Below are 20761 nucleotides of genomic sequence, written 5' to 3'. Positions count from 1 at the left end.
CGAGACCAGCAGCGCCGAAGCAACGCTCTATTTATCCAGCATTCGACACCTTATCCGTAAATTTTAACAGGCTCTTACGCCTGTAGCGGCAATACATGCTAAGTACGCAGTATGAATTGCGGCAAGCATACCAAATAGCGCTGGATTAAGCTATACAGACTTGTGCTCAGCATTCGGTACAGTACTTCTGACTGGCCGCAGCCACTTGCCAACGGGCTCCTCCACTATCTGATACACTACATAAGACACCACCTGTACGGCAAGTAGCTGTAGCGGCCAAAAGCCCGGCAGGCGCTCGTAAACCCAAAAGGCCAGCGGCCCCGCGTGGAGCAGGTAAAAGGCATAGGAGCTGCGGCCCAATATCTGAAACAAGCTGCCGCTGAGTAGCTGCCGAAACCAGGAATGCTCGCTTAGCAAGCCGGCGAAGAATAGGCCGCCAGCCGCAGGCAACCCAACCAAGTTCAGGACCAGGGTTAGCGGGTGGTCGGGGTTGTGGAATTGGGCTTGGGTGAGGCCTAGGGTGACCGTGACGGCTATCCAGAGCACGATGCCGCCGGCAGTGCGCCAATAGCCGGTGGGCCAGCCCAATTTGCCGGATTGGTAGCGGCCGGCCAGCCACACGCCGATAAAGAACTCCAGGCTGTGCCCCAGAAACGTGTACATGAGCATGAATGGGTACGTCCCGAACAGGCCATGCCAGCGCAGCGGCGCCAGCAGCGCCACCAGCCCGGCGCCCAGGGCCAGCAACAGCAGCGGCTGCAGCCACAGCGCGAGGCCCCGGGCCCGCAAGCCCAGTAGGAGCGGGGCCGCCAGGTAAAAGCATTCGAGCAGCGTGAGGGACCAGGCCTGGCCGATGCCGGTGAACTTGTATTCGTCGAAAAAGCCGCGCAGCAGCGTCAGGTTCAGGAAAAGCTGGGTTGGGGTGACGCTAGGCGAGTGCCAGCGCCACAGCAGCGCAAACGTGGCCAGCGTGAGCAAGGCATACAGCGGGTACACCCGGGCGACGCGGCTTTGCAGGTAGCGCCGCCAGCCGCCCCTGGGCCGGAAACTGGGCGTGCCGGTATCGTAGCGCAGGGCGATGAGAAAGCCACTGAGTAGCAGCAGCAACGGCAGGCCGTGCGACTCATCGACGAGATACTGGAAGGCGCGGGCCACACCGGGCGGTGGCACCGGGCCCAGGGGGTAGTGATTGAAGAACACCAGCCAGGCCGCAATGGCGCGCAAGCCGGTGAGAGCCGGTAAGTAGCCGTTAGGCTGCGGCAGGCCCGGAGAAATGCCCGCGGCTACTGAAGCAGAAGGTTCGGCGACGGGCATAGGCGGCAGCGGGGACAATGGTTACAAGCGAATGCCTACAGGCAAAAAAAGAACGTCATGCTGAGCGCAGCCGAAGCATCTCTACCGCGCCACTAATTCAATTTAGTATTGCGGTAGAGATGCTTCGGCTGCGCTCAGCATGACGTTCTTGGGAAAGTATAGCAGGGTACCCTGGCGTTAGCCAACGGTGTGGTACACGGCCTGCACGTCTTCGTCGTCTTCGAACTTCTCGATGATGTTCATTACTTCTTCCAGCTGCTCGTCGTTGAGTGCGACGGTGGTATTGGGCACGCGCTGCAGGTTCACGCTCACCACTTGGCGGCCCTGGGCTTCGAGGGCTTTTTGCATCTGGCCAAAGTCGGTGAAGGCGGTTTCGACCACGATGTACTTGTGCTCGGCGCCGTGCTCGTCTTCCTCGGCGGTTTCGTACACGTCTTCGGCGCCGAAGTCAATGAGTTCCAGCTCAAGCTCGTCGCGGTCGAGGCCTTCGGCGGCCAGTTTGAATACGCCTTTGCGGGTGAAGGTGTAGTCGGAAGAGCCGGCGGTGCCCAGCGTGCCCTCGTTGCGGTTGAAGATGAGGCGCACGTTGGAAACGGTGCGGGTAGGGTTGTCGGTGGCGGTTTCGATAACCACGGCGATGCCGTGGGGCAGGTAGCCCTCGTACACCACTTCCTGGTAGTCTTTTTCTTCCTTGCTGCTGGCGCGCTTGATGGCGGCTTCTACCCGGTCTTTGGGCATGTTCACGCCTTTGGCGTTTTGCATGGCGGCGCGCAGGCGGGCGTTGGTATCGGGGTTGGGGCCGTTTTCTTTCACCGCCATCACGATTTCCTTCCCGATGCGGGTAAAGTCTTTCGACATTTTATCCCACCGCTTCATTTTGCGGCCTTTGCGAAATTCGAATGCGCGTCCCATTTAGGTCAATTAACAATTAGCAATGAGCAATTAACAATGCCGTGGCGGCGGCCTAACCAACAAGCGCAGCCGAAACGGGCTGCAAGTTAGCCAGAAGGGGCGGGGGGAGCCAAATGCGACCCAAAGGCGGGACTAGCGCCGGCGCTTTTTCACGGTTTTGACGCGCAGGACCGCCGGCGTGGCTACTGGTTTGGTGTCCACAGCTACCAGTTCGTACACGCCTTTATTACCGGTTGGGTAGCCCAGAATGGTGAGGGTAAGGTGCTTGTTGGCGGGGTTGAATTGAAAGGTGCCGCGCTGCACATCGGCTCCCTTCAGGTCGCTGAAGGCGAAGCGGATGCTGTCGCCGGCCAGCACGAAGCGGCCGGACTGGTTGAAGTAGTGCGGGCCGCTGGGAGTGACGATGCTCAGGTGCTTCTCGTAGGTGCCGTCGGGCCGCAGGGTGAGCGAGCCGCCCACGCCGCGCACTTCGGTGGGCGGGTCGGTGCTGGTGTTGTCGTAAACGGTGTAGCCCGTGTAGTGGTAGGTAGAGTAAAAAGGCGGGAGCGCCGCCGTCGTTTGAGCCGCCGCCGGGAGTGCCAGCAGGGGCGACAGGAGTAAGCAGACGCCAACAAACCGCAGGGAAGAGAAAAAAGCCATTGTTCGTAATTAAACTCGGTAACCAGAGTGCCCGAAGGTAGGCTACCCGAGCTGTTGGAAATTGGGCTGACCCAATGCAGGGACAGCGAATGCATTTGCCGGACACGTAAAAATCGGGCCGAAAATTAGCACTTCTCCAGTCCCCTCCCGGCTATCCGGCCTGCTGCTTCTTAAGCCGGGCAGTTGCTAAGCTTCTTCACAAATTCACTAAGAGGATGTTTGGGTTAATTGTCGGAATGTCAGAACCGTGTAGAGACGCAATACTTTGCGTCTCGTCGTTTGACGATGAGTGGAATGGTATGTCAACGGCGCGGACGACGAGACGCAAAGTATTGCGTCTCTACACTGTTCTGCTTACTATAGATTCTAGCTCAAGCAGCTTCTAAGACATCCGGCAGCGTTTTCAGCCCAATAAACCCGCGGCTATCTTATGGATACTAAAAATCACCCCTGCAGAGGGGTTGGAAATGGGTTTATGCTATGGTGCAGCTTGCTTTAATGACGGCGAATAGTGAAAATTCGATAAGAAATGGGAAGGCTAATAGTGGCCGTGTAATCCCTCACCACCCTTATCCGCGCTCTTGTGTCCGACGCTTCGTCCGTTTCTCCTTTTCTGGCCACGCAGTCGTTGACGGTGCTCGTGCCCGTGTACAACGAAGAAGAAAGCCTACGCCAGCTGGTGGTGGAGATAGATAAATTTCTGAGTCAGACCCCTGTGCCTACTACGGTTCTGTTCGTCAACGATGGCAGCACCGACGGCTCGCTGGCCTTGCTGCGCGATATCTGCCGGCCGGGCACTGCCTACGAGTTCATTTCCCTCAGCGAAAACCGCGGCCTGAGCACAGCCATCAAAGCCGGCATCGACCACAGCCGCAGCACGCTGGTGGGCTACATCGATTCGGATATCCAAACCACGCCGCTCGATTTTCTAACCTTCTTCGAGTTTTTTCCGGCGTACGACATGGTGAACGGCATTCGGGCTAAACGCCAGGACACGTTCGTAAAGAAAGTTTCATCCAAGGTGGCCAATGGCGTGCGCCGGGCCCTCATCAACGACGGCATCGAGGACACGGGTTGTCCCTTGAAAATCATTAAAATAGAGTATGCCCGGCGGCTACCGCTCTTCCACGGCCTGCACCGCTTTCTGGGCGCTCTGGTGCAGCTGCAGGGCGGCCGGGTGAAGCAGATTCCGGTGCGGCATTTCCCGCGCTTCGCCGGCACTGCCAAGTACACCCTCTGGAACCGGGCGTGGAAGCCGCTGGTCGACACCTTCGGGTTCCGCTGGATTCGGAGCCGCTGGAAGAACTACGAAATCGGGGAGCAGTACCGGGCCACCAGCCGTGCTTAGCGCCCAGCAGCTGGCCCTGGGCATTGGCCTCACGTCGCAGCTGCTGTTTAGCAGCCGCATTGTGCTGCAATGGGTGCAGAGCGAGCGGGCCCGCCGGGTGCTGGTGCCCGCGCTGTTCTGGCAAATCAGCCTGATATCGTCCTTTTTGATGATTATATACGGCATGCTGCGCCACGACCCGGTGATACTGGCGGCCCAACTCGTGAGCTACGGCATCTACGTCCGCAACCTGCAGTTGCAGGGTGAGTGGCCCAAGCTTAGCCCCTGGTTTCGGGCAGCGGCTTATATGTTTCCGGTGGCCATGCTGGTGTGGGCGGGGGTGGGCAACCGGTACTTCAGCCTGCACGCGGTGCTGCGCCACGGCATTCCGAGCGGAGTGCTGCTGCTGGGCGCGGTGGGCCAAACGGTGTTTCTGCTGCGGTTCGTTTTTCAGTGGCTGTATTCGGAGCGGCAGGGCGAGTCGGTGCTGCCGCTGGGGTTTTGGGCGGTGAGCCTGGCCGGCTCGGTGCTTATTCTGGCCTATGCCCTGCTTCGCGACCCGATTGATGTGGTGCTTATCGTCGGCAACGTGTTTGGGACGGTGGTGTATTCCCGGAACATCGTGCTGCTGCGCCGCGAGCAACGGCAGCAGGTGGCGGGATAGCGCGCCGCTTTGCCCGGCCTTTTCATTTAGCAGCCGAAGCTGGCCGAATTGGCTCAACTAAGGTGACGCGCCAGTACCCGCCTTTCCGCTCCTGGTCGAGGTAAAAGCTGTCGACCACGCGCAGGCGCACTTGCTGGCGCCAGGCGCCGGGCAGCTGGCTTGCCACATCGGCCCCGCTGAGCACGGCTACAACCTGGGTGGGCCGCACCAGCGCCGAATCGGGGGTGCGGGGCCAGGCGGGTGCCGCGCGACCGGCTTCCCAAAGCTGCTTCATATTCAGTTCTTCGAAAGTGTACCAGGGCCGGTGGGCCAGCTCGGGGTTGTGGCGCAGGTCGGCCGCGTGGCGCAGGCCCGGGTCGGCGCTCCGATTTACCCAAGCCGCATGCGCGGGTAGGAGCAGGGCCAGCAGCAGGCTCATGCCCGTGAGCGAGCTGGCGATAAGCGCCCCCGGCTGCTTGCGCCGAAAACCGCCCCACCACGCTGCCCCCACCAGCAGCCCAAACGCTACAGCAGCCACTACAAAACGCCCAGCGGGCAAAAAGCGCGGCACCCAAGCCAGCCCCAGCGCCACCGGTACCAGCGCGAAGGCCAGCACCAGCAGCCCGGCCCACCAACGCAGCAACCTGGCTTCAAGCCCTGTCGTGTTGCGTTGGCCCAAGGCTGTTTCGAAATGGCGCAGCAGGCCGGCTATCAGCAACGCCAGGGGCGGCATGAGGGGCAGCATGTACCGCTCTTTTTTCTCCGGGATAATGCTCAGTAGCAACAGCGTAGCCAGCAGCCAGCCCAGGCCGGCAACGTAGGGCACGTAGCGCCCGGCGCGCGGCCGGGCAAAAGGCGCCGCCAGCGCCAACAGGGCTACCGGTGCCCAGATGCCCGCGAAAACCGGGAAATTCCAGTATTCCCAAAACGGCTCGGCGTGGCGCCCGGCCCAGGAGCTGACCTCCACGCGGGCCACGGCCAGCGCGGCCGGGGCCACGCTACGCTGCAGGGCCAGGTAAGTAGGCCACGCTAACCCCACGCCCAGCCCCACGCCCAGTGCCAGCAGCAGGCCTGCCCGGTGTGGCCGCACCGGCCCGCGCGCCGGGTTCAGCCGGGGCACGCCGAAGCTCACCAGAAACGGCAGGAGCATGGCGTAGGGCGCCACGGGCCCTTTGCTCAGCATAGATAGGCCCAGCAGCAAGCCACTGAGCGCAAACCAGCCCAGGCCGCGGCCAGCAGCGTGCCAGCCCCGGGCCAACGCCCACAATGCTCCGAGCATCCAGGCATGGGCAAAAATGTCCCAGTGCCCTTCGCGGCCCACCGTAATCACGAGCAGGCTGCTGGCCAGCACCAGGGCGCCCAGCCAGGCGGTGCGGCCCGGCGCCTCGGCCTCACCGGGCTGGCCGCGGGTGAGCTCGTGCAGCAGCCCCCAAAAGAAAAAGACCAGCAGCGCGGCCATCAGCGCAGCGGGCACGCGCAGCAGGGCCGGGCTTGCGGTGGGCCCGGCCAGGCGGAGCAGCGCGGCCACGGGCCAGGTGGGCAGGGGAGGCTTAGCCACGCGCAGGGCCCCATTCAGGGTCGGAATTAGCCACGAGCCGCCGGCTGCCATCTCGCGGGCCGCCACAAAGTTGCGGGCCTCCATCAGGGTGATTTCCGAGGTGCCCAGGTGCACAAAAAAGCTGAAGAAGCACAGGGCCAGCACGGCCGCCACCCGTGCGCCCGTATGGGTGCTCATGCGGCGCATTTACACGGGCGGCACCAGGTCCAGGGGGCGCGCGGGTTGGGGGCGGGCGGGAGTCAATTCCCTTTCATAGAGCCAGTTAACAAATTGCCGCAACCCCTCGGGCAGGGCCGTGCGAGGCTGGTAGCCCAGCAGCTGCCGGGCCTTTCTGATGTCGGCAAAAGTGATTTCCACGTCGCCGGCCTGCTCAGGCAAAAACTCCAGCTGCGGTGCCACGCCCATAGCCTGGCCCAGGGCCGCCACCAGTTCCAGCAGCGGGATGGGGTGGCTGTTGCCGAGGTTCACGATTTCGTAGGTGCCAGCGTGCGCGTCCAGATAAGCCAGGCCGCGCACGATGCCGTCCACAATGTCGTCGATGTAGGTGTAGTCGCGGGCGGTGCGGCCGTCGCCGTACACGGGCAGGGGCTGGCCGGCCCGCAGCAGCCGCGCAAACTTGTGAATGGCCAAATCGGGGCGCTGCCGGGGGCCGTAAACGGTGAAGAACCGCGCGTTCAGCACGTTCAGCCCGTAGAGGTGGTGGTAGGTGAAGGTCAGTTCCTCACCGGCCAGCTTGCTGGCGGCATAGGGTGAAATGCAGTGGGCAAACAGCGGCTCGTCTTCGCGGAAGGGCCGCGCGGGCGTGTTGCCATACACCGACGAGGAAGAGGCAAACAGTAAGTTGGGCACCTGCTGCTGCCGCATCCATTCTAGCAAATGAGTGGTACCAAGTATGTTGGCGTCGAGATAGGCCGCTGGCTCACGCAACGACGGCCCCACGCCGGCTTTGGCCGCCAGGTGCACCACGGCGGCATAGGGTCCCGGCGGCAAGGCGGCGAGGGCGGCGGGGCCGTGGCGCAAGTCCAGCTCATAAAAAGAAAACCGGGGCTGGGGCCGAAGCAGCGCCAGGTTCTCAACCTTAGTGTCGCGGTCGTAAAACGGGTCGAAATTATCGAGGCCCACCACCCGGTAGCCGTCGGCCAGCAGCCGTTCGCTCAGGTGAGAACCGATGAAGCCGGCGCAACCGGTGACGAGGATAGTAGACATAGCACAATCAAAAAAGTATGAAAAACCCTGGCAGCCTCCTCTCGGCTGGCCCTGCCCAACCGCTGGAGTAGCGCGGGAGCTTAACAAAAAGACTATTGTAAAAAACTGATAATAAGAGGAATGTAAATAATGGCTGGCATTGTTGGCATCCCGCCTTGTACAATGTAGTCTATATTATACCTTTATTTTATGGAACTTTTTCCGGAGGCTGAGCCGTTGCGAGCCCGCTTTGCCCTCCTATGGTTGGGGCTATTTCTGGTACTGTTGGGGCTGGGGCTGCTTTCCGGGCTCAACGCCTGGGGCCCGCTGGAAAGCAGCGAAGCGCGCTACGCCGAAATCGGGCGCGAGATGCTGGCCAGCCGCGACTGGCTGCACCCGCGGCTGCTGGGCATTCAGCACTTCCACAAGCCGCCGCTCACCTACTGGCTCACGGCTGCGGGGCTGGCGATGGCGGGGCCCACGGCGGCGGGCGTGCGGCTGTTGCCGGCGCTGGCCGTGCTGGTGCAGGTGGGGCTGGTGTACGGCCTGGGCCTGGTGCTTTTTCAGGGCGACCGCGCCCGCGCTTTGGCGGCGGCCGTGGTTTATGGCACGCTCCCGGCGGTGCTTATTTCGGCCCTCAACGTCACCACCGACGTGTACCTGGCCACGCTGGAGCTCGCGGCCGCATACGCCGTACTGCGCTATTATGCCAACGGCCGGCCCGGCTGGCTGTACCTGTTTTGGCTGGCGCTGGGGCTGGCGTTTCTTACCAAAGGGCCGGTAGGTTTTGTGCTGCCGCTGATGGCCGTGGCGGGGTTTTATTTCCGGCAGGACCGCCCGCGTCGGCCTTTTACGGTGCACTACGCCCTGGGCATCGGCTTGTTTTTGGTGGTGGGCTTGGGCTGGTACGGTTACCTGGCCGCCGAAAATTCCGCGTTTGTGCGCTACTTCCTCTTCAACCATACCGTGGAGCGCTTCGCCAATCCGGCGTCGTTTGGGCGCAGCAAGCCGTGGTGGTTTTACTGGGTGCTGGCCCCGGCAGTGAGTTTGCCGTGGTCGGCGGCGCTGCTGGCTCAATTTGTGCGCACCCCCTGGGCGGCGCTGCCCCGCACCTGGCGCAACGTGTGGGTGTTTTGGGTACTCGTGCCGCTGGTGTTCTTCTCGCTGTCCAGTTCCAAGCTGTTGCTGTACGTGCTGCCCGTGTTCCCCGGCGTGGCCCTGCTGGTGGTGTACTACCTGGGCCGCTGCCCCGAGGCAGTGCTCTACCGCTGGTACCTGGGGATGGGGCTGTTTTTTGGCCTGATGCTTACCGCAATCGGGGTATTGCCGATGATAAGCATCCGCGCATTGCCGCTGGTGGCGAGCCCGGCCGTGGGGTTCTGGGCGGCGGTGGGGCTGGGGGCCTTGATGGTGCAGCACCTACTGTGGCGGCCGGAGTGGCCGGTGCCACGGCTGCTGGTGGCGCCGGCGGTATTCACGCTTTTCCTGCTGCTGGCCGCCAAAACGCTGCTGCACCAAAACGAGCTCCTGTTCAACGGCACCCGACCGGTGGCTGCCCGCCTGCTGCGCCCGCACCTGGCCGGCCGGCAGGTATTAGTGTATGATGAGCTTCTGCCGTCGCTGGCGTTTGAATTGGGCCAGATTCCGGTATCACTTTTTGATGGCAACGACAACCTCAGGCGGGAAACCCAGTTCGAAACCGACCGCTCTTGGCAGCGCCTGTTAGTCAACCTGCAAGACAGCACGGCCCAGAGCGTGCCCCTAGTGGCCCGCTGGGCCCGGCCGCCGCTGCTAGTGGTGAAGGGCACGCTAACGCCCGACCGCCAGTGGCTGCGCGCCGGCCTGCTACGAGAGGAGCAAGTCGGCCCCTGGCGGATATACTACGCGCCCTGAAGCCGCTAATCTCCCGCCTCGCCGTCTTTGCCGCGGGCCTTTTTCTACATTCGCACCCTGAATACTCCCTCCATTATGGCAACCTTTCTCCGCGATATCATCCGCCCCGCTGCTGAGCTGCCCGCCGCCGACGTGTGCCTCGTGGGCCTGCCCCTGGATTTTGGCACCGTGCTGGAAGGCGGCCGCGCCGGGGCCGTGGGCGCGCCCGATGCCATTCGGCGCGAGCTGCGTCGCTACCACAAAGTTTACAATCTGGAGCACGACGTTAGCCTCGATCAGCTGCGCCTTGCCAACGCCGGAAGCCTCGACCTGCACGAGCACGACCACGCCCGCAACCACGCCCACATTCGCGAGCAGCTGGGCAAGCTCTTGGCCCAGTACCCCCGGGTGGTGGTACTGGGCGGCTCGCACGATGGCTCGTACTCCACGGTGCGGGGCCTGTTCGATGCCAGCGGCGGTAAGCCCGTGGGCGGCATCAACCTCGATGCACACGCCGACGTGAAGGACAAGCCCGAAATCAGCAGCGGCACGCCGTTTGGCAAGCTGCTGCGCGAAGGCTTTGTGGCCGGCGACCGGTTTACCGAAATTGGGCTGCATTCCAACCTCAACACCAAGGAGGATGTCGATTTCCTGAACCAGCAAGACGCGCACATCGTGCCGCTGGCCCACGTGCAGAAGGATGGCATGGAGCTGTACATGACGCGCGCCCTGAGCCGGGCCATCAAGGCGGGGCCCGCCTTCGTGAGCTTCGACATCGACGGCTGCGCCGAAGCATACGCGCCCGGCGTATCGGCGCCGAGCGCCGATGGGTTTACCCCGCGGCAGGCCGTGGAAGCCGCTTTTCTGGCGGGCCAAAAGGAGGAGGTGCGTCTGTTTGAGGTCGCTGAGCTAAACCCGCTGTTCGACCGCGACAACCAAACGGCCCGCCTCGCCGCCACCATCATTACCGCTTTTCTGACCGGTGTGGCTTCGGCTGTCGCCGACCGCGCCGCCGGCCGCCGATAAGCAGCCACGAGACGCCCGCCACCGCCAGGCCCGCGCCCAGCATGGCGGCTTTCATGGGCAGCTTGTCGGCCGGGGCGGGGGGCAGGTGCTCCACGCCGCTGGCGTCGGTGCGGGCGGGCTCCTTTACGTAGCGGCCGTGGGTGGGCACGGGGTAGTGGTCGGCCAGCTCATGCAGGCCCGCGGCCGCTTCCGGGCCTTTAATAACGGGGCCGTGGCCGCAGCCGATGGCCTTGGGCTCCAGCTCGGCCAGCAGCTGCACCGAGCGCCGGGCTGCTTCCCAATCGTAGTTGAAGGGCGTGCCGGCCCGGCTGATTTTGGGCAGGCCCAGCAGCACGGCCGGCACGGAATCGTGGTGGCAGGTAGCAAAGGCATCGGCCCCAAGGAGTACGCGGTCGGCTTCGCGGAAGAAGGCCAGCTGGCCGGGCGCGTGGCCCGGCACGTGCAGCCACTTCCAGCTCATGAGGTAGGGCGTCGAAGGGTCGTCGGCATCGAAGGCCTGCACCCGGTCGCCCAGATTGGGCAGTTGGGTTGGAAAGAAGCGGCTCATAAACGCCAGCGAGCCGCCCACGGTGGGGTCGCGCGGCGGATACAGCGCCTGGCCCGTGACGTAGGGCAGCTCCAACGGGTGCACGATGATGGGCACGTTCCAATGGTCGGCGAGCTCCTTGGCCGAGCCCAGGTGGTCGAGGTGGCCGTGGGTGAGCAGAATGGCCTCGGGGTGGCTGCCGGGGTAAAAGAGCTTGTCGGCGGCGGCAATGATGATTTTGGCGCTGCCGGGCAGGCCGGTATCAATCAAAACCCACTCGCCAGGGGTGCCGGTTTCGACAAAATACACATTGACAAAACGTTGAATGCGGAGCTGGGTGACGCCGGCGGCTACATTATCCATGGTAAGTAGGGTGTTGAGGAGAGGGAAGCTTGAAAGCAGACATACGATGTCTGGCGAAAGAGGGGAGAGATGCGGCCGGAAAAAAATCTGTGGATGCGTGTAACGAATCGAGAATTACCCGGTAACCCTTACACAACCAGCCGCTGCCTCCCAATACTGCAACCTCAACCCTTTCAAAATCTTACTCTTATGCTCACCTCAAAAACCTTTCTTTCTGCATTTGCCATCGCCTGTATCGCCCTGCCGGCCGTGGCCCAAACCGTAGCCGAGCCCCAGTTCAAAATCAGCTGCGACGACCGGAACTGGTCGCGCAACAATGACGAGAACAAGCACTTCTGCGAAACCCGCGACCTGACCATGACCGCTGCCGCCGGCCAGGCCCTCACCATCGACGGCGGTGCCAACGGCGGCATTGCGGTGCACGGCTGGTCGGGTCCCAACGTGCGGATTCGGGCCAAGGTGACGAGCTGGGCCAGCACCGACGCCGAGGCGCAGTCGCGGGTGAAAAGCGTCACCATCCGTACCGCCAATAACACCTTGCGCGCTGATGCTCCCGGCAAAGACGAGCACTACAGCGTGAGCTACGAAGTATTTGTGCCGCGCCAGACGGCCCTGGCCCTGAACACCGTGAACGGCGGCATCAGCCTCGATAATTTGCAGTCCGACGTGAAGTTTCACGCCGTGAACGGCGGCGTCTCGCTCACCAGCCTGGGCGGCCAGGTTACCGGCCAAACCGTGAACGGCGGTCTAAACATCACCCTCACCGGCAACAAGTGGGACGGCAAAGGCCTCGACGTGGAAACCACCAACGGCGGCGTTCACTGGAAGCTGCCCCAGGATTATTCAGCTCAATTTTTTACCAGCACCAACATGGGCGGCATCCGCTCGGCTCTGCCCGTCAATAAATCAGGCTTCATGCACAAGGAAGTAACCGCCAACCTCGGCAAAGGCGGCGCCCCGGTGAAGGCCGTAACCACCAACGGCGGCATCAGTGTAGACCAGGGCCGCGACTAGCTTTTGGGCATGGTTTAAAAGTCAGAAAAGCCCCGCGCGTTATGCTGAGCATGACGGGCGGGGCTTTCCTTTGGAAATAGCTGCGTGGCTCAACAGCCCAGGCTGAAATCGGGGAAGTCGGCGTAGGCAGGGGCGGGTGTGTCGTCGAGCCGGATGATGTGGTCGAGCCGGATTTCCTCGCCCGATTTCAGGCGCATGTATTCCACCTTGTCGCGCACCAAAAGCGTGTCAATCACGCCAGACGTGAGGCAGAGCTGGCGCAGGTCGTTGAAGTACTGCAGGTCTACCCGGCGCCGCAGCGTGGCGGCGGCTTCCAGCAGGTCGTAGAAATGGCAGTCGATGGGGTTATAGTCGGTGCTCATGAAGCTGAGAAATAGGAGGGCGGAAAGTTGGGTAGCCCAACGATACGGTGGTTACGCGGGCTGGTAGGTGTACGATACAAGGGTAGGACCCGCCAATAGGTTTCCGGATAGTGCTGCAAGTCGGCACTTTCCTATCTTCGCCGCACCCACCCAAACCACTTCCCACCCATGCAGACCACCCCCCTCGCTGCCGAACTAAATCTCGAAGCTAACTCCCTTTCCAGCGGCCCTGGCACGCCCAAGCCGAACGAAGGCAAGCGCCCGATGTTCTACGAATTCAAGCCCGCCGGAACCGTGCGGGCCGCTCACGGCACCACCCTGCGCTGCAAAACCTGGGAAGCCGAAGCCGCCCTCCGGATGCTGGAAAACAACATCGACCCCGCCGTGAGCCTGGTCTACGATGAGCTGATTGTATACGGCGGTGCCGGCCGCGCCGCCCGCAACTGGAAGGAGTACCAAACCATCGTGAACACCCTGAAGGAGCTGGAGGCCGACGAAACCATGCTCGTGCAGTCGGGCAAGGCTGTGGGCGTCCTCAAAACCTGGTCTCATGCCCCGCGCGTGCTCATCGCCAATAGCAACCTGGTGCCCGCCTGGAGCACCCAGGAATACTTCGACGAACTCGACCGCATGGGCCTGATGATGTACGGCCAGATGACGGCCGGCTCTTGGATTTATATTGCCACCCAGGGCATCTTGCAGGGCACTTACGAAACCTTCGCCGCAATGGCCGACCAGCATTTTGGCGGTAGCCTGCGCGGCACCATCACCGTCACGGCGGGCCTGGGCGGCATGAGCGGCGCCCAGCCCCTGGCCGTGACCATGAATGACGGCGTGTGCCTCGTGGTGGAGCCGATTGACGAGCGGGTGAAGCAGAAAGTGCGCGAAGGCTACCTCGACGAGCAGGCCCGCGACCTCGCCCACGCCCTGGAGCTCTGCGAGCAGGCCAAAGCAGAAGGCAAAGGCTGGTCTGTCGGCCTCACCGGAAATGCGGCCACGGTTCTGCCCCAGCTGCTGGAGCGCGGCTTCCGGGCCGACATCGTGACCGACCAAACCTCGGCCCACGACCTGATGGACTACATCCCTGAAGGTGATATAGACACGGTGCTGGCCCTGCGCGCCAGTAACCCCGAGGAGTTTAAAAAGCAGGCCTTGGCGGCCATCGTGAAGCACGTGTCGGCGATTCTGGAGATGCAGAAGCGCGGCACCATCGCCGTGGACTACGGCAACAACCTGCGTGGCCAGGCCGAAAAAGGCGGCCTGCAGGTGCGCGACGAGCACGGCCATTTTCTCTATCCCGGCTTTGTGCCCGCGTACATCCGGCCGCTATTTTGCGAAGGCAAAGGGCCGTTCCGTTGGGCTGCCCTTAGCGGCGACCCGCAGGATATTCTGCGCATCGACCGCGCCCTGCTCGAAACCTTCCCCGAAAACAACCTTCTGGCCCGTTGGATTGAGAAGGCCCAAGCCAAAGTGCCCTTTATCGGTTTGCCGGCCCGCGTGTGCTGGCTGGGCTACGGCGAGCGCGAGAAGTTCGGCCTCGTCATCAACGACCTCGTTGCGCGGGGCGAAGTCTCGGCGCCCATCGTCATCGGCCGCGACCACCTCGACTGCGGCTCCGTGGCCTCGCCCAACCGCGAAACCGAAGGTATGAAGGACGGCTCCGACGCCGTGGCCGACTGGCCCCTGCTTAACGCCCTGGCCAACTGCGCTAGCGGCGCCGACTGGGTGAGCCTGCACAACGGCGGCGGCGTGGGCATCGGCAACTCCACCCACTCCGGCATGGTGATAGTAGCGACAGGAACCCCCGAAAAAGCCGAACGCCTCAAGCGTGTGCTTACCACCGACCCCGGCATGGGCATCTTCCGCCACGCCGATGCGGGCTATGAGCTGGCCCAGGACGTAGCCCGGGAGCGTGGGGCGAAGATTCCAGGACTTTAATTTTAATTTTCTTAAAGACAGGCTTTGAGCAAGAATATCCGTTCCTTGATTCACCGAAATAATAATATGTTTAAAGGTAAAAGCATAAGGTTCCACTTGATGCGGCATATGGATTATATGGGGACTCTCACCTTTTTCGTTTTTTGTATTTCTCTTGGCTGGTATTTATTCTTTGAGAATAACGTAGCAGGGTCCAGTGAGAAGATGATTGCTGCGGTCCTGTCTTTCTTGGGTATTGTTTTCGGCATGACACAGTTTTTTATTACGCAGATAAACATTCGTAAGAAAAAATTCTTCGATTTGAGATATAGTGCCTATAAAGAAATTGTGGTTAAAGTTGAGTCTATAAGTCAGATGGTTATAGAGGTAATGGTCAGCGGTGAAAATAATGAGCCTCATGGTTTAGTTAGTAAATTGATGAATTCAGGAAATGAATTCATGTTGCTAAATCGGCTAAATACCGAATATCTATTCCCTGGTCTAACCAAGAAAAATTCTGCCATCCAAGTTAATTCAACACTAAAACAGCTTTTGATAAGAACGGATGAATTTAGAAAATGCGTAGAACGGGTTATTATCAACGAAGAGAATTTTAAAGACGACCCAGTTTATATAATTGAGAAAATGAATTGGAACAATGACATGAATGGAATTCTTAGGTCGTTGCATCAGAGTAGGTACCAGTATTATAAAGATTTACGAGTCTATTTATAATTGACTACTGGACTGACGCGAATTTGAAGAAAATGTATGTCGTGCCGGTTTGGTGTATTAATAGTTTCTTCATTCCACAATGCATACCCTTACCTCACACAAATCCGCCCTTGCTGCGCTGTGCCGCCAGCACCACGTGCAGCGCCTGGCTGCCTTCGGTTCTGTGCTCACGCCTGCTTTCGACCCAGACAGCGACGTTGATTTCGTGGCCGCCTTCGAGCCGATGCCGGTGGAGGACTACGCCGATAATTATCTGGCCCTCAAATTCGCCTTGGAGCAAGTATTGCAGCGCCCAGTTGATTTGCTGGAAGCGCAGGCCTTGCGCAATCCCTATTTCCGCGCCCAGGTGGAGGCCACCCAGCAGGTGATATATGAACGTTGAAATCAGCGCCTGCCTCTACGACGTGCAACAGGCTATTCTCGAAATTGAAAGCTTCTTCGCGGGGCAGCCTATGCTATTTGCCGCCTATCAAACCGATACTCGTACACGCCGCGCAACTGAGCGCAATCTGGAGATAATAGGCGAAGCAATTGGTCGCATTCTGAAAGCGGACCCCGGGTTTCAACTATCCAATGCCCGAAGTATAATTGCCACCCGCAACCGTATCATTCACGGTTATAACACGGTTTCGGATGAAATGGTATGGGGTATCGTGGTGCGTCACCTGCCTATTTTGAAACAGGAAGTTGAAGATTTACTGAATGCATGACGGGAGTAAATGGTCTCGCCGCGACAAATTCTATTCCTAGTGAGGCTCATTCGACTCAGCCCCGTTTAAATCAGCATATGAAGCCTCGTCCTACGCTTTTTCTCGCCGGGGCCTTCATGCTGAGCGGAAATCTTGCCGCCATAGCGCAGCAAGCGCCCTCGCCCTACGGCACCCGATTCGCTGTTGATGCGCCCATCACAGTTGGGCTGGCAGGTCTGAGCGTAACGGGGCTGTACCTAGTGCAGCAGAAACACGTCTCGACCGAGGCTGAATTGGCGGCGCTGAACCGTCAGAATATCCCCAAAATTGACCGGTTTTCGGCGGGGTGGTACAGCGACCGGGCACAGGTCACGAGCGACGCTTTCTGCTACGGCACGCTGGCGCTGGTGCCCGCCTTGCTGGCCTTCGATCCAAAGGTTCACGGACGCTACGGGCAGGTGGCCGGGCTGTACCTGGAAACCATGAGCGCCACGGCGGCCATTTTCACCCTTACCGTGGGCACGGTGTACCGCTCGCGGCCTTACCTCTACGGCACAGAGGGCGGTAGCAAGCGCCATGGCACCATTGCCACCGATTCGTTTTTTGGCGGGCACACGGCCCATACGGCTACGGCTACATTTTTTGCGGCCCAGGTATTTCACGATTTCAATCCCGGCTCGGCGGCCCAGCCTTACGTGTGGGGCGCGGCCGCGGCCCTGCCGGCGGTGGTGGCGTACTTCCGCGTCCGGGCCGGCAAGCACTTTCTCACCGACAACCTGGTGGGCTATGCCGTGGGGGCCACGGTGGGCATAGTGGTGCCCCGGCTGCACCACAGTGCCGCTGGCTACGATGCCGCGGCAGTGCCGGCCCAGAATTTCACCGGCTCGCTGGTGGGCTGCGGCGTAGGTGCAGCGGCCGGCGTGGTGGCTCTGCATTTCTACAAGAAGGTGCATGGCACGGGCGTATCCATGGTACCCATGCAAGGCTTGAATGTGAACGGCTATGCCTATGGTGGCCTGATGCTGGCCCGACGCTGGTAGTCGCGGCAGTAGCTCAGTAACTCTCGCATGGTGGGCGGCGCGGTGGGTCTGGCTGCCTGTCGTAAGTAAGTGGGATGCTGGCACGGCGGCAGGTGCGGGCGCTACTGGCCGAAACTACGTGCCCGGCACGTCGTAAGGAAGGAGCTACACCGTCTGGTAATCAAAACATCGATGAGCAAAATCAATCAAGCCGAATCGAACAACCTGCCCGCTGGCGCTAGCGGGGCCGTAGGGGATAGGGGCGGCGTTTGGAGCGGCGGCAAAATCATAAAACCGTACGTCTGGACCTTGGCTTGTGGAATGCTGCTTGGGCTGACTTCGCTGGTGGCTTGCTCCGAAAACCAACCCCGGAGCGCCAATTCGGAAATGCGGGTCGACCAATCGGAAGCTGCAGCATCTGGCGATGCTGGTGTCAGCCCAACAACTCCGCAGACGGCTAGCAACAATGCCGCTGCAGAGCCCACGGGCCCGCTTTCGGGCCAGGGCCGCCGCTACCGGGTGGTGGTCGGAACGGCTTATTTCTTCGATGCCCCGCAGCAGTCTACGCCTAATGGCAAGTACCTGCGCCGAGGCGACGTATTCTACGGGGAGGGCGAATGGAATGGCTTCGTGAAAACCGGTTTTATCGGCCCCGACGGCACCAAGAATATCGGATGGCTCAAGGTGCAGGAGCTAAGCCGGCTGGCCGAAAGCACAGCTCCTACAAAAGCGGCTCGCACCAGCCCGCCACGCTCGCCTGCAGCTTCATCTCAGCCCAACGGCATGCCTGTGCCCACTCCTTCAACTGCCCCGGTGGAGCGGGCCGGCGCCAACCTCAGCAGCAGCCAAAGGGCGGTGGTGCAGGTGGACCGAGCGTACTTCTACAATTCGCCCGACCTGGCCACGCCCCGCAAGGCATTCTGCCAGCGCGGAGATAAGGTGCATCTGGGCGGATCCCGCGGAGATGCTGTGTACGTGACGTTTACCAATTGGGAAAAGGTGACCACCACCGGCTGGATGCGAAAAGACGACCTGCGGTTTATTCAATAGGTCATCAGCCCAATTTCCAGCTCAATAAGCAGGCACTGATGAGCCACCGGCGCAGCTACTAGATTTTCTCCCCGCAATGCCAGCAGAAAGTGGCTTCCGGGCGGTGTCCCTCGGCCTGGCAACGGGGGCAGCGCGCTTGCTTGAATGCGGGCAGTGCGGCAGAACGCTGGGTCATTTCGGACGAAACGATGCCTGTGGGTACGGCAATGATGCCAAAGCCCAGAATCATCAGTACTGCGGTTAGGGTCTGGCCCAGCACGGTGGCGGGCGTGATGTTGCTGCTGCTGCCCACCGTCGTTACCGTCCCGATGGCCCAGTAAACGCTCTCCGGGATGCTGGAAAAGCCATGTTGGCCGCCTTCGATAACATACATGAGCGTGCCGATGACGATGACCAGCGAAAATACCGCGGTCAGAAACACTGTTATCTTGAAACGGCTGGCCTTCAGCGCATCCACGATAAATTCTCCCTCGCCCATGAAGTGGCCCAACTTGAAAATACGGAATACCCGCAGCAGCCGCAGCGTGCGAATCACGAGCAGGTAGCGGCTGCCTGGCAACAGCAGTGCTGCCAGGGTGGGCACGGCAGCCATGAAGTCGATGATACCCAGCAAGCTCAGCGCATAAGCCAGCGGCCGACGCACCACCACCAGCCGCAGTAGGTATTCGAAAATGAACAGCACCGTGAAAAACCATTCCACTGCGTGCAGGTAGGGCCCGTACTCGGCCCTGATTTCTTTCACACTTTCCAGCATCACGGCCCCCACGCTCAGGCCAATGGCCACCAGCAGGACAATGTCGTAGGCGCGGCCAGCGGGCGTGTTCGATTCGAAAATGATGCGGTACGCGGCATGTTGCCAATGGGGTGCTGTGTTGCGGGGGCGGTTCTCCATAGCCAAAAGCAGAGGCCGCGCCTGGTCGAGGCCACTTGTCAGTCTTACGCAAACCAGTTGCTTCAAGACACACAACTAGTTGAGCTGAATTTGAGCCTGTTATTCGATTTTAATTACCACAACCAATGGAGTTACTATCGTGCATTAAATCACATCTGACTCAAGCTGCACAGAGCAAAAATGACCCCAAGCGTGGTTTTAGCGAGTACATAATCGATAATAATTTTGATTATATTTAGTAGAATCCGACTGCGGGGCGATAAATGCCCCGAGCACTAGTGCCGAGTGTGAACTAGCCGCTAAAACCATGCTGTACGATTGCCATAAGCTACTGGAAATCCCCGTGGAAGGGGCCCGGCTGACCGGGGAAATCATTGTGCCCAGCGGTGCGCGGACCCTCGTGCTGTTCTCGCACGGCAGCGGCAGCAGCCGGCTTAGTCCCCGCAACACCTTTGTGGCCGACGTGCTGCACCAGCACAGCATCGGCACGTTCCTGTTCGACCTGCTGACCCCAGAGGAAGACGCCGTTTATGCCAATCGGTTTGATATTCCGCTGCTGACCGACCGGCTCGTAGCGGCTACCGATTTCCTGGACGCGCTGCCGCGGTTAGCCCACCTTACTTTCGGCTATTTCGGCGCCAGCACGGGCGCGGCCTCGGCGCTGGGCGCTGCCGCGCGGCGGCCCGACCGGGTGCTGGCCGTGGTTTCGCGCGGCGGCCGCCCCGACCTCGCGGGGACTGCGCTTGCCCATGTGATGGCGGCCACGCTGCTCATTGTGGGCGGGCTCGATACCGATGTGCTGGCGCTCAATCGCATGGCGCTCGAGGGCCTGCACGGCACCAAATACCTGGCCGTGGTGCCCGGGGCTACCCACCTGTTTGAGGAACCCGGCACCCTCAAGCAGGCCGCTGAGCTGGCCGCCGCCTGGTTCAGCAAATACCTGCAGCCCATCCCCCAAACGGCCACCTGAGGCGTCCCGCCCATGTTCCAGAACCGCCAAGATGCCGCCCTTCGTCTGGCTCACCGCCTCGAAAAGTACCGGGGCGAAGACGGTATTGTGCTGGCCATTCCGCGCGGGGGCGTTCCCATCGGCTACGTTATTGCTCAGCAGCTGGGCTTTCCGCTGGAAGTGGTGCTATCCAAAAAGATAGGCCACCCCAACAACAGTGAGTACGCCATTGGCTCGGTGTCGCTCGATAGCGTGGCCGTAGACGAGCGAACCGCCTTCGGCATTCCCGCCGAGTACATTCAAGAACAGGCGGCGCGTATTCAGGCCAAGCTCCGGGAGAACTTCCGGCTGTTTATGGACGGGCGCCCGCCCACCAATCTCAAGGGCAAAACGGTGATTGTGGTCGACGATGGCATTGCCACCGGCCACACCATGGTTGCCACGGTGGAGGCCATCCGCAAAAGCCGGCCGGCTAAGCTCATCGTTGCCGTGCCGGTGGCCCCGCCGCACGCCCAGCAGCAGTTGGCCCCGCTGGTCGATGAATTCGTGTGCCTGCTGCTGCCCCGTGATTTTGCGGCCGTGGGGCAGTTCTATGTCACTTTTGACCAAGTGAGTGATGAGGAAGTTATTCGGCTGCTCCGCAAAAGCGCAGCTGGCGCTCACGGCGGTGCAATGGCAAATTAGGGTGCTGGCCACTAGACGGTGTTATGCACCTGCAAGTAAATTAAGGGTCGCCGCTTTGGTGAGCATGAGTCCAGCAAAGGCCAGG

The 20761-nt window shown here is 61.0% G+C and carries 21 protein-coding genes; 13 read left to right on the top strand and 8 right to left on the bottom strand.

Translation table 11 applies throughout. The features are described 5' to 3' along the window. Nucleotides 1-150: 150 nt before the first annotated feature. From LJ738_RS20540 to LJ738_RS20530, 3 genes are all read right to left on the bottom strand, one after another. On the bottom strand, nt 151-1314 hold the full coding sequence (locus LJ738_RS20540; RefSeq protein WP_227788229.1) for an acyltransferase family protein: 1164 nt from the start codon (nt 1312-1314) through the stop codon (nt 151-153). 177 nt (nt 1315-1491) lie between these two features. Continuing rightward, the gene (locus tag LJ738_RS20535) at nt 1492-2226 is read right to left on the bottom strand and encodes a YebC/PmpR family DNA-binding transcriptional regulator (protein ID WP_227788228.1); all 735 of its coding nucleotides are present in this window, start codon (nt 2224-2226) and stop codon (nt 1492-1494) included. Between the two features lie 132 nt (nt 2227-2358). Beyond that, on the bottom strand, nt 2359-2865 hold the full coding sequence (locus LJ738_RS20530) for a hypothetical protein (protein WP_227788227.1): 507 nt from the start codon (nt 2863-2865) through the stop codon (nt 2359-2361). A gap of 583 nt (nt 2866-3448) precedes the next feature. On the opposite strand from LJ738_RS20530, the gene LJ738_RS20525 reads away from it, so the two are divergent. Both LJ738_RS20525 and LJ738_RS20520 read left to right on the top strand, forming a co-directional pair. Continuing rightward, nucleotides 3449-4213: a glycosyltransferase gene (locus LJ738_RS20525; protein WP_227788226.1), complete on the top strand. Its 765-nt coding sequence runs from the start codon at nt 3449-3451 to the stop codon at nt 4211-4213. Further along, the gene (locus LJ738_RS20520; protein WP_227788225.1) at nt 4206-4856 is read left to right on the top strand and encodes a lipid-A-disaccharide synthase N-terminal domain-containing protein; all 651 of its coding nucleotides are present in this window, start codon (nt 4206-4208) and stop codon (nt 4854-4856) included. The genes LJ738_RS20525 and LJ738_RS20520 overlap by 8 nt, the downstream gene beginning before the upstream one ends. 22 nt (nt 4857-4878) lie before the next feature. Here the strand turns inward: LJ738_RS20520 and LJ738_RS20515 are convergent, their stop codons facing one another. Beyond that, nucleotides 4879-6570 (bottom strand): glycosyltransferase family 39 protein, encoded by a 1692-nt coding sequence (locus tag LJ738_RS20515; protein ID WP_227788224.1) that lies wholly within the window; start codon nt 6568-6570, stop codon nt 4879-4881. 9 nt (nt 6571-6579) lie between these two features. Next, a complete protein-coding gene (locus LJ738_RS20510; RefSeq protein WP_227788223.1) occupies nt 6580-7599 on the bottom strand; it encodes a GDP-mannose 4,6-dehydratase in 1020 nt (339 codons plus the stop codon). Nucleotides 7600-7788: 189 nt separating this feature from the next. Here LJ738_RS20510 and LJ738_RS20505 point away from each other — a divergent pair, with 189 nt between their 5' ends. Both LJ738_RS20505 and LJ738_RS20500 read left to right on the top strand, forming a co-directional pair. Further along, entirely contained in the window at nt 7789-9471 is a 1683-nt protein-coding gene (locus tag LJ738_RS20505; RefSeq protein WP_227788222.1) for an ArnT family glycosyltransferase, read from the top strand. Between the two features lie 75 nt (nt 9472-9546). Continuing rightward, nucleotides 9547-10476, top strand: a complete 930-nt coding sequence (locus LJ738_RS20500) for an arginase family protein (RefSeq protein ID WP_227788221.1) — start codon at nt 9547-9549, stop codon at nt 10474-10476. Here LJ738_RS20500 and LJ738_RS20495 read toward each other — a convergent pair. Beyond that, nucleotides 10415-11365 (bottom strand): MBL fold metallo-hydrolase, encoded by a 951-nt coding sequence (locus LJ738_RS20495; RefSeq protein ID WP_227788220.1) that lies wholly within the window; start codon nt 11363-11365, stop codon nt 10415-10417. The genes LJ738_RS20500 and LJ738_RS20495 overlap by 62 nt on opposite strands. A 189-nt stretch (nt 11366-11554) precedes the next feature. On the opposite strand from LJ738_RS20495, the gene LJ738_RS20490 reads away from it, so the two are divergent. Further along, nucleotides 11555-12379, top strand: coding sequence for a DUF4097 family beta strand repeat-containing protein (locus LJ738_RS20490; RefSeq protein ID WP_227788219.1), 825 nt, complete (start codon nt 11555-11557; stop codon nt 12377-12379). An 89-nt stretch (nt 12380-12468) separates the two neighbouring features. Here LJ738_RS20490 and LJ738_RS20485 read toward each other — a convergent pair whose 3' ends face one another. After that, nucleotides 12469-12741: a Rho-binding antiterminator gene (locus tag LJ738_RS20485; RefSeq protein ID WP_227788218.1), complete on the bottom strand. Its 273-nt coding sequence runs from the start codon at nt 12739-12741 to the stop codon at nt 12469-12471. A 168-nt stretch (nt 12742-12909) separates the two neighbouring features. Here LJ738_RS20485 and hutU point away from each other — a divergent pair, with 168 nt between their 5' ends. From hutU to LJ738_RS20455, 6 genes are all read left to right on the top strand, one after another. After that, a complete protein-coding gene (hutU, locus tag LJ738_RS20480) occupies nt 12910-14679 on the top strand; it encodes a urocanate hydratase (RefSeq protein WP_227788217.1) in 1770 nt (589 codons plus the stop codon). A 117-nt stretch (nt 14680-14796) separates the two neighbouring features. After that, nucleotides 14797-15393, top strand: a complete 597-nt coding sequence (locus tag LJ738_RS20475) for a hypothetical protein (protein ID WP_227788216.1) — start codon at nt 14797-14799, stop codon at nt 15391-15393. A 79-nt stretch (nt 15394-15472) separates the two neighbouring features. Next, the gene (locus LJ738_RS20470; RefSeq protein ID WP_227788215.1) at nt 15473-15775 is read left to right on the top strand and encodes a nucleotidyltransferase family protein; all 303 of its coding nucleotides are present in this window, start codon (nt 15473-15475) and stop codon (nt 15773-15775) included. Then, nucleotides 15765-16103: a HepT-like ribonuclease domain-containing protein gene (locus tag LJ738_RS20465; protein ID WP_227788214.1), complete on the top strand. Its 339-nt coding sequence runs from the start codon at nt 15765-15767 to the stop codon at nt 16101-16103. The genes LJ738_RS20470 and LJ738_RS20465 overlap by 11 nt, the downstream gene beginning before the upstream one ends. Nucleotides 16104-16180: 77 nt before the next feature. Then, nucleotides 16181-17122, top strand: coding sequence for a phosphatase PAP2 family protein (locus LJ738_RS20460; RefSeq protein ID WP_227788213.1), 942 nt, complete (start codon nt 16181-16183; stop codon nt 17120-17122). 171 nt (nt 17123-17293) lie between these two features. Further along, nucleotides 17294-18151 carry a hypothetical protein gene (locus tag LJ738_RS20455; RefSeq protein WP_227788212.1) on the top strand — a complete coding sequence of 286 codons (858 nt, stop codon included), beginning with the start codon at nt 17294-17296 and terminating at the stop codon, nt 18149-18151. Nucleotides 18152-18209: 58 nt separating this feature from the next. Here LJ738_RS20455 and LJ738_RS20450 read toward each other — a convergent pair whose 3' ends face one another. Next, nucleotides 18210-19043 carry an ion transporter gene (locus LJ738_RS20450; protein WP_227788211.1) on the bottom strand — a complete coding sequence of 278 codons (834 nt, stop codon included), beginning with the start codon at nt 19041-19043 and terminating at the stop codon, nt 18210-18212. Between the two features lie 307 nt (nt 19044-19350). On the opposite strand from LJ738_RS20450, the gene LJ738_RS20445 reads away from it, so the two are divergent. Together LJ738_RS20445 and LJ738_RS20440 are read left to right on the top strand one after the other, a co-directional pair. Continuing rightward, complete coding sequence (locus LJ738_RS20445; RefSeq protein WP_227788210.1) at nt 19351-20013, top strand: dienelactone hydrolase family protein; 663 nt, start codon at nt 19351-19353, stop codon at nt 20011-20013. A gap of 12 nt (nt 20014-20025) precedes the next feature. Then, nucleotides 20026-20676, top strand: coding sequence for a phosphoribosyltransferase (locus LJ738_RS20440; RefSeq protein WP_227788209.1), 651 nt, complete (start codon nt 20026-20028; stop codon nt 20674-20676). Nucleotides 20677-20761 lie beyond the last annotated feature (85 nt).

It is taken from the genome of Hymenobacter plasmatis (assembly GCF_020711255.1).
In the GTDB taxonomy this organism is placed as follows: Bacteria; Bacteroidota; Bacteroidia; order Cytophagales; family Hymenobacteraceae; genus Hymenobacter.
This window is presented reverse-complemented; position numbering and strand designations above follow the sequence as displayed.

Excerpts from the sequence above, each read along its gene's own strand:
- LJ738_RS20535 (WP_227788228.1), bottom strand. The coding sequence starts at position 2,226 with ATGGGACGCGCATTCGAATTTCGCAAAGGCCGCAAAATGAAGCGGTGG.
- LJ738_RS20475 (WP_227788216.1), top strand. The coding sequence starts at position 14,797 with ATGGGGACTCTCACCTTTTTCGTTTTTTGTATTTCTCTTGGCTGGTAT.
- LJ738_RS20460 (WP_227788213.1), top strand. The coding sequence starts at position 16,181 with ATGAAGCCTCGTCCTACGCTTTTTCTCGCCGGGGCCTTCATGCTGAGC.
- LJ738_RS20540 (WP_227788229.1), bottom strand. The coding sequence starts at position 1,314 with ATGCCCGTCGCCGAACCTTCTGCTTCAGTAGCCGCGGGCATTTCTCCG.
- LJ738_RS20445 (WP_227788210.1), top strand. The coding sequence starts at position 19,351 with ATGCTGTACGATTGCCATAAGCTACTGGAAATCCCCGTGGAAGGGGCC.
- LJ738_RS20455 (WP_227788212.1), top strand. The coding sequence starts at position 17,294 with ATGAGCAAAATCAATCAAGCCGAATCGAACAACCTGCCCGCTGGCGCT.
- LJ738_RS20515 (WP_227788224.1), bottom strand. The coding sequence starts at position 6,570 with ATGAGCACCCATACGGGCGCACGGGTGGCGGCCGTGCTGGCCCTGTGC.
- LJ738_RS20500 (WP_227788221.1), top strand. The coding sequence starts at position 9,547 with ATGGCAACCTTTCTCCGCGATATCATCCGCCCCGCTGCTGAGCTGCCC.
- LJ738_RS20495 (WP_227788220.1), bottom strand. The coding sequence starts at position 11,365 with ATGGATAATGTAGCCGCCGGCGTCACCCAGCTCCGCATTCAACGTTTT.
- LJ738_RS20485 (WP_227788218.1), bottom strand. The coding sequence starts at position 12,741 with ATGAGCACCGACTATAACCCCATCGACTGCCATTTCTACGACCTGCTG.
- LJ738_RS20490 (WP_227788219.1), top strand. The coding sequence starts at position 11,555 with ATGCTCACCTCAAAAACCTTTCTTTCTGCATTTGCCATCGCCTGTATC.
- LJ738_RS20505 (WP_227788222.1), top strand. The coding sequence starts at position 7,789 with ATGGAACTTTTTCCGGAGGCTGAGCCGTTGCGAGCCCGCTTTGCCCTC.
- LJ738_RS20510 (WP_227788223.1), bottom strand. The coding sequence starts at position 7,599 with ATGTCTACTATCCTCGTCACCGGTTGCGCCGGCTTCATCGGTTCTCAC.
- LJ738_RS20530 (WP_227788227.1), bottom strand. The coding sequence starts at position 2,865 with ATGGCTTTTTTCTCTTCCCTGCGGTTTGTTGGCGTCTGCTTACTCCTG.
- LJ738_RS20470 (WP_227788215.1), top strand. The coding sequence starts at position 15,473 with ATGCATACCCTTACCTCACACAAATCCGCCCTTGCTGCGCTGTGCCGC.
- hutU (WP_227788217.1), top strand. The coding sequence starts at position 12,910 with ATGCAGACCACCCCCCTCGCTGCCGAACTAAATCTCGAAGCTAACTCC.
- LJ738_RS20465 (WP_227788214.1), top strand. The coding sequence starts at position 15,765 with ATGAACGTTGAAATCAGCGCCTGCCTCTACGACGTGCAACAGGCTATT.
- LJ738_RS20450 (WP_227788211.1), bottom strand. The coding sequence starts at position 19,043 with ATGGAGAACCGCCCCCGCAACACAGCACCCCATTGGCAACATGCCGCG.
- LJ738_RS20440 (WP_227788209.1), top strand. The coding sequence starts at position 20,026 with ATGTTCCAGAACCGCCAAGATGCCGCCCTTCGTCTGGCTCACCGCCTC.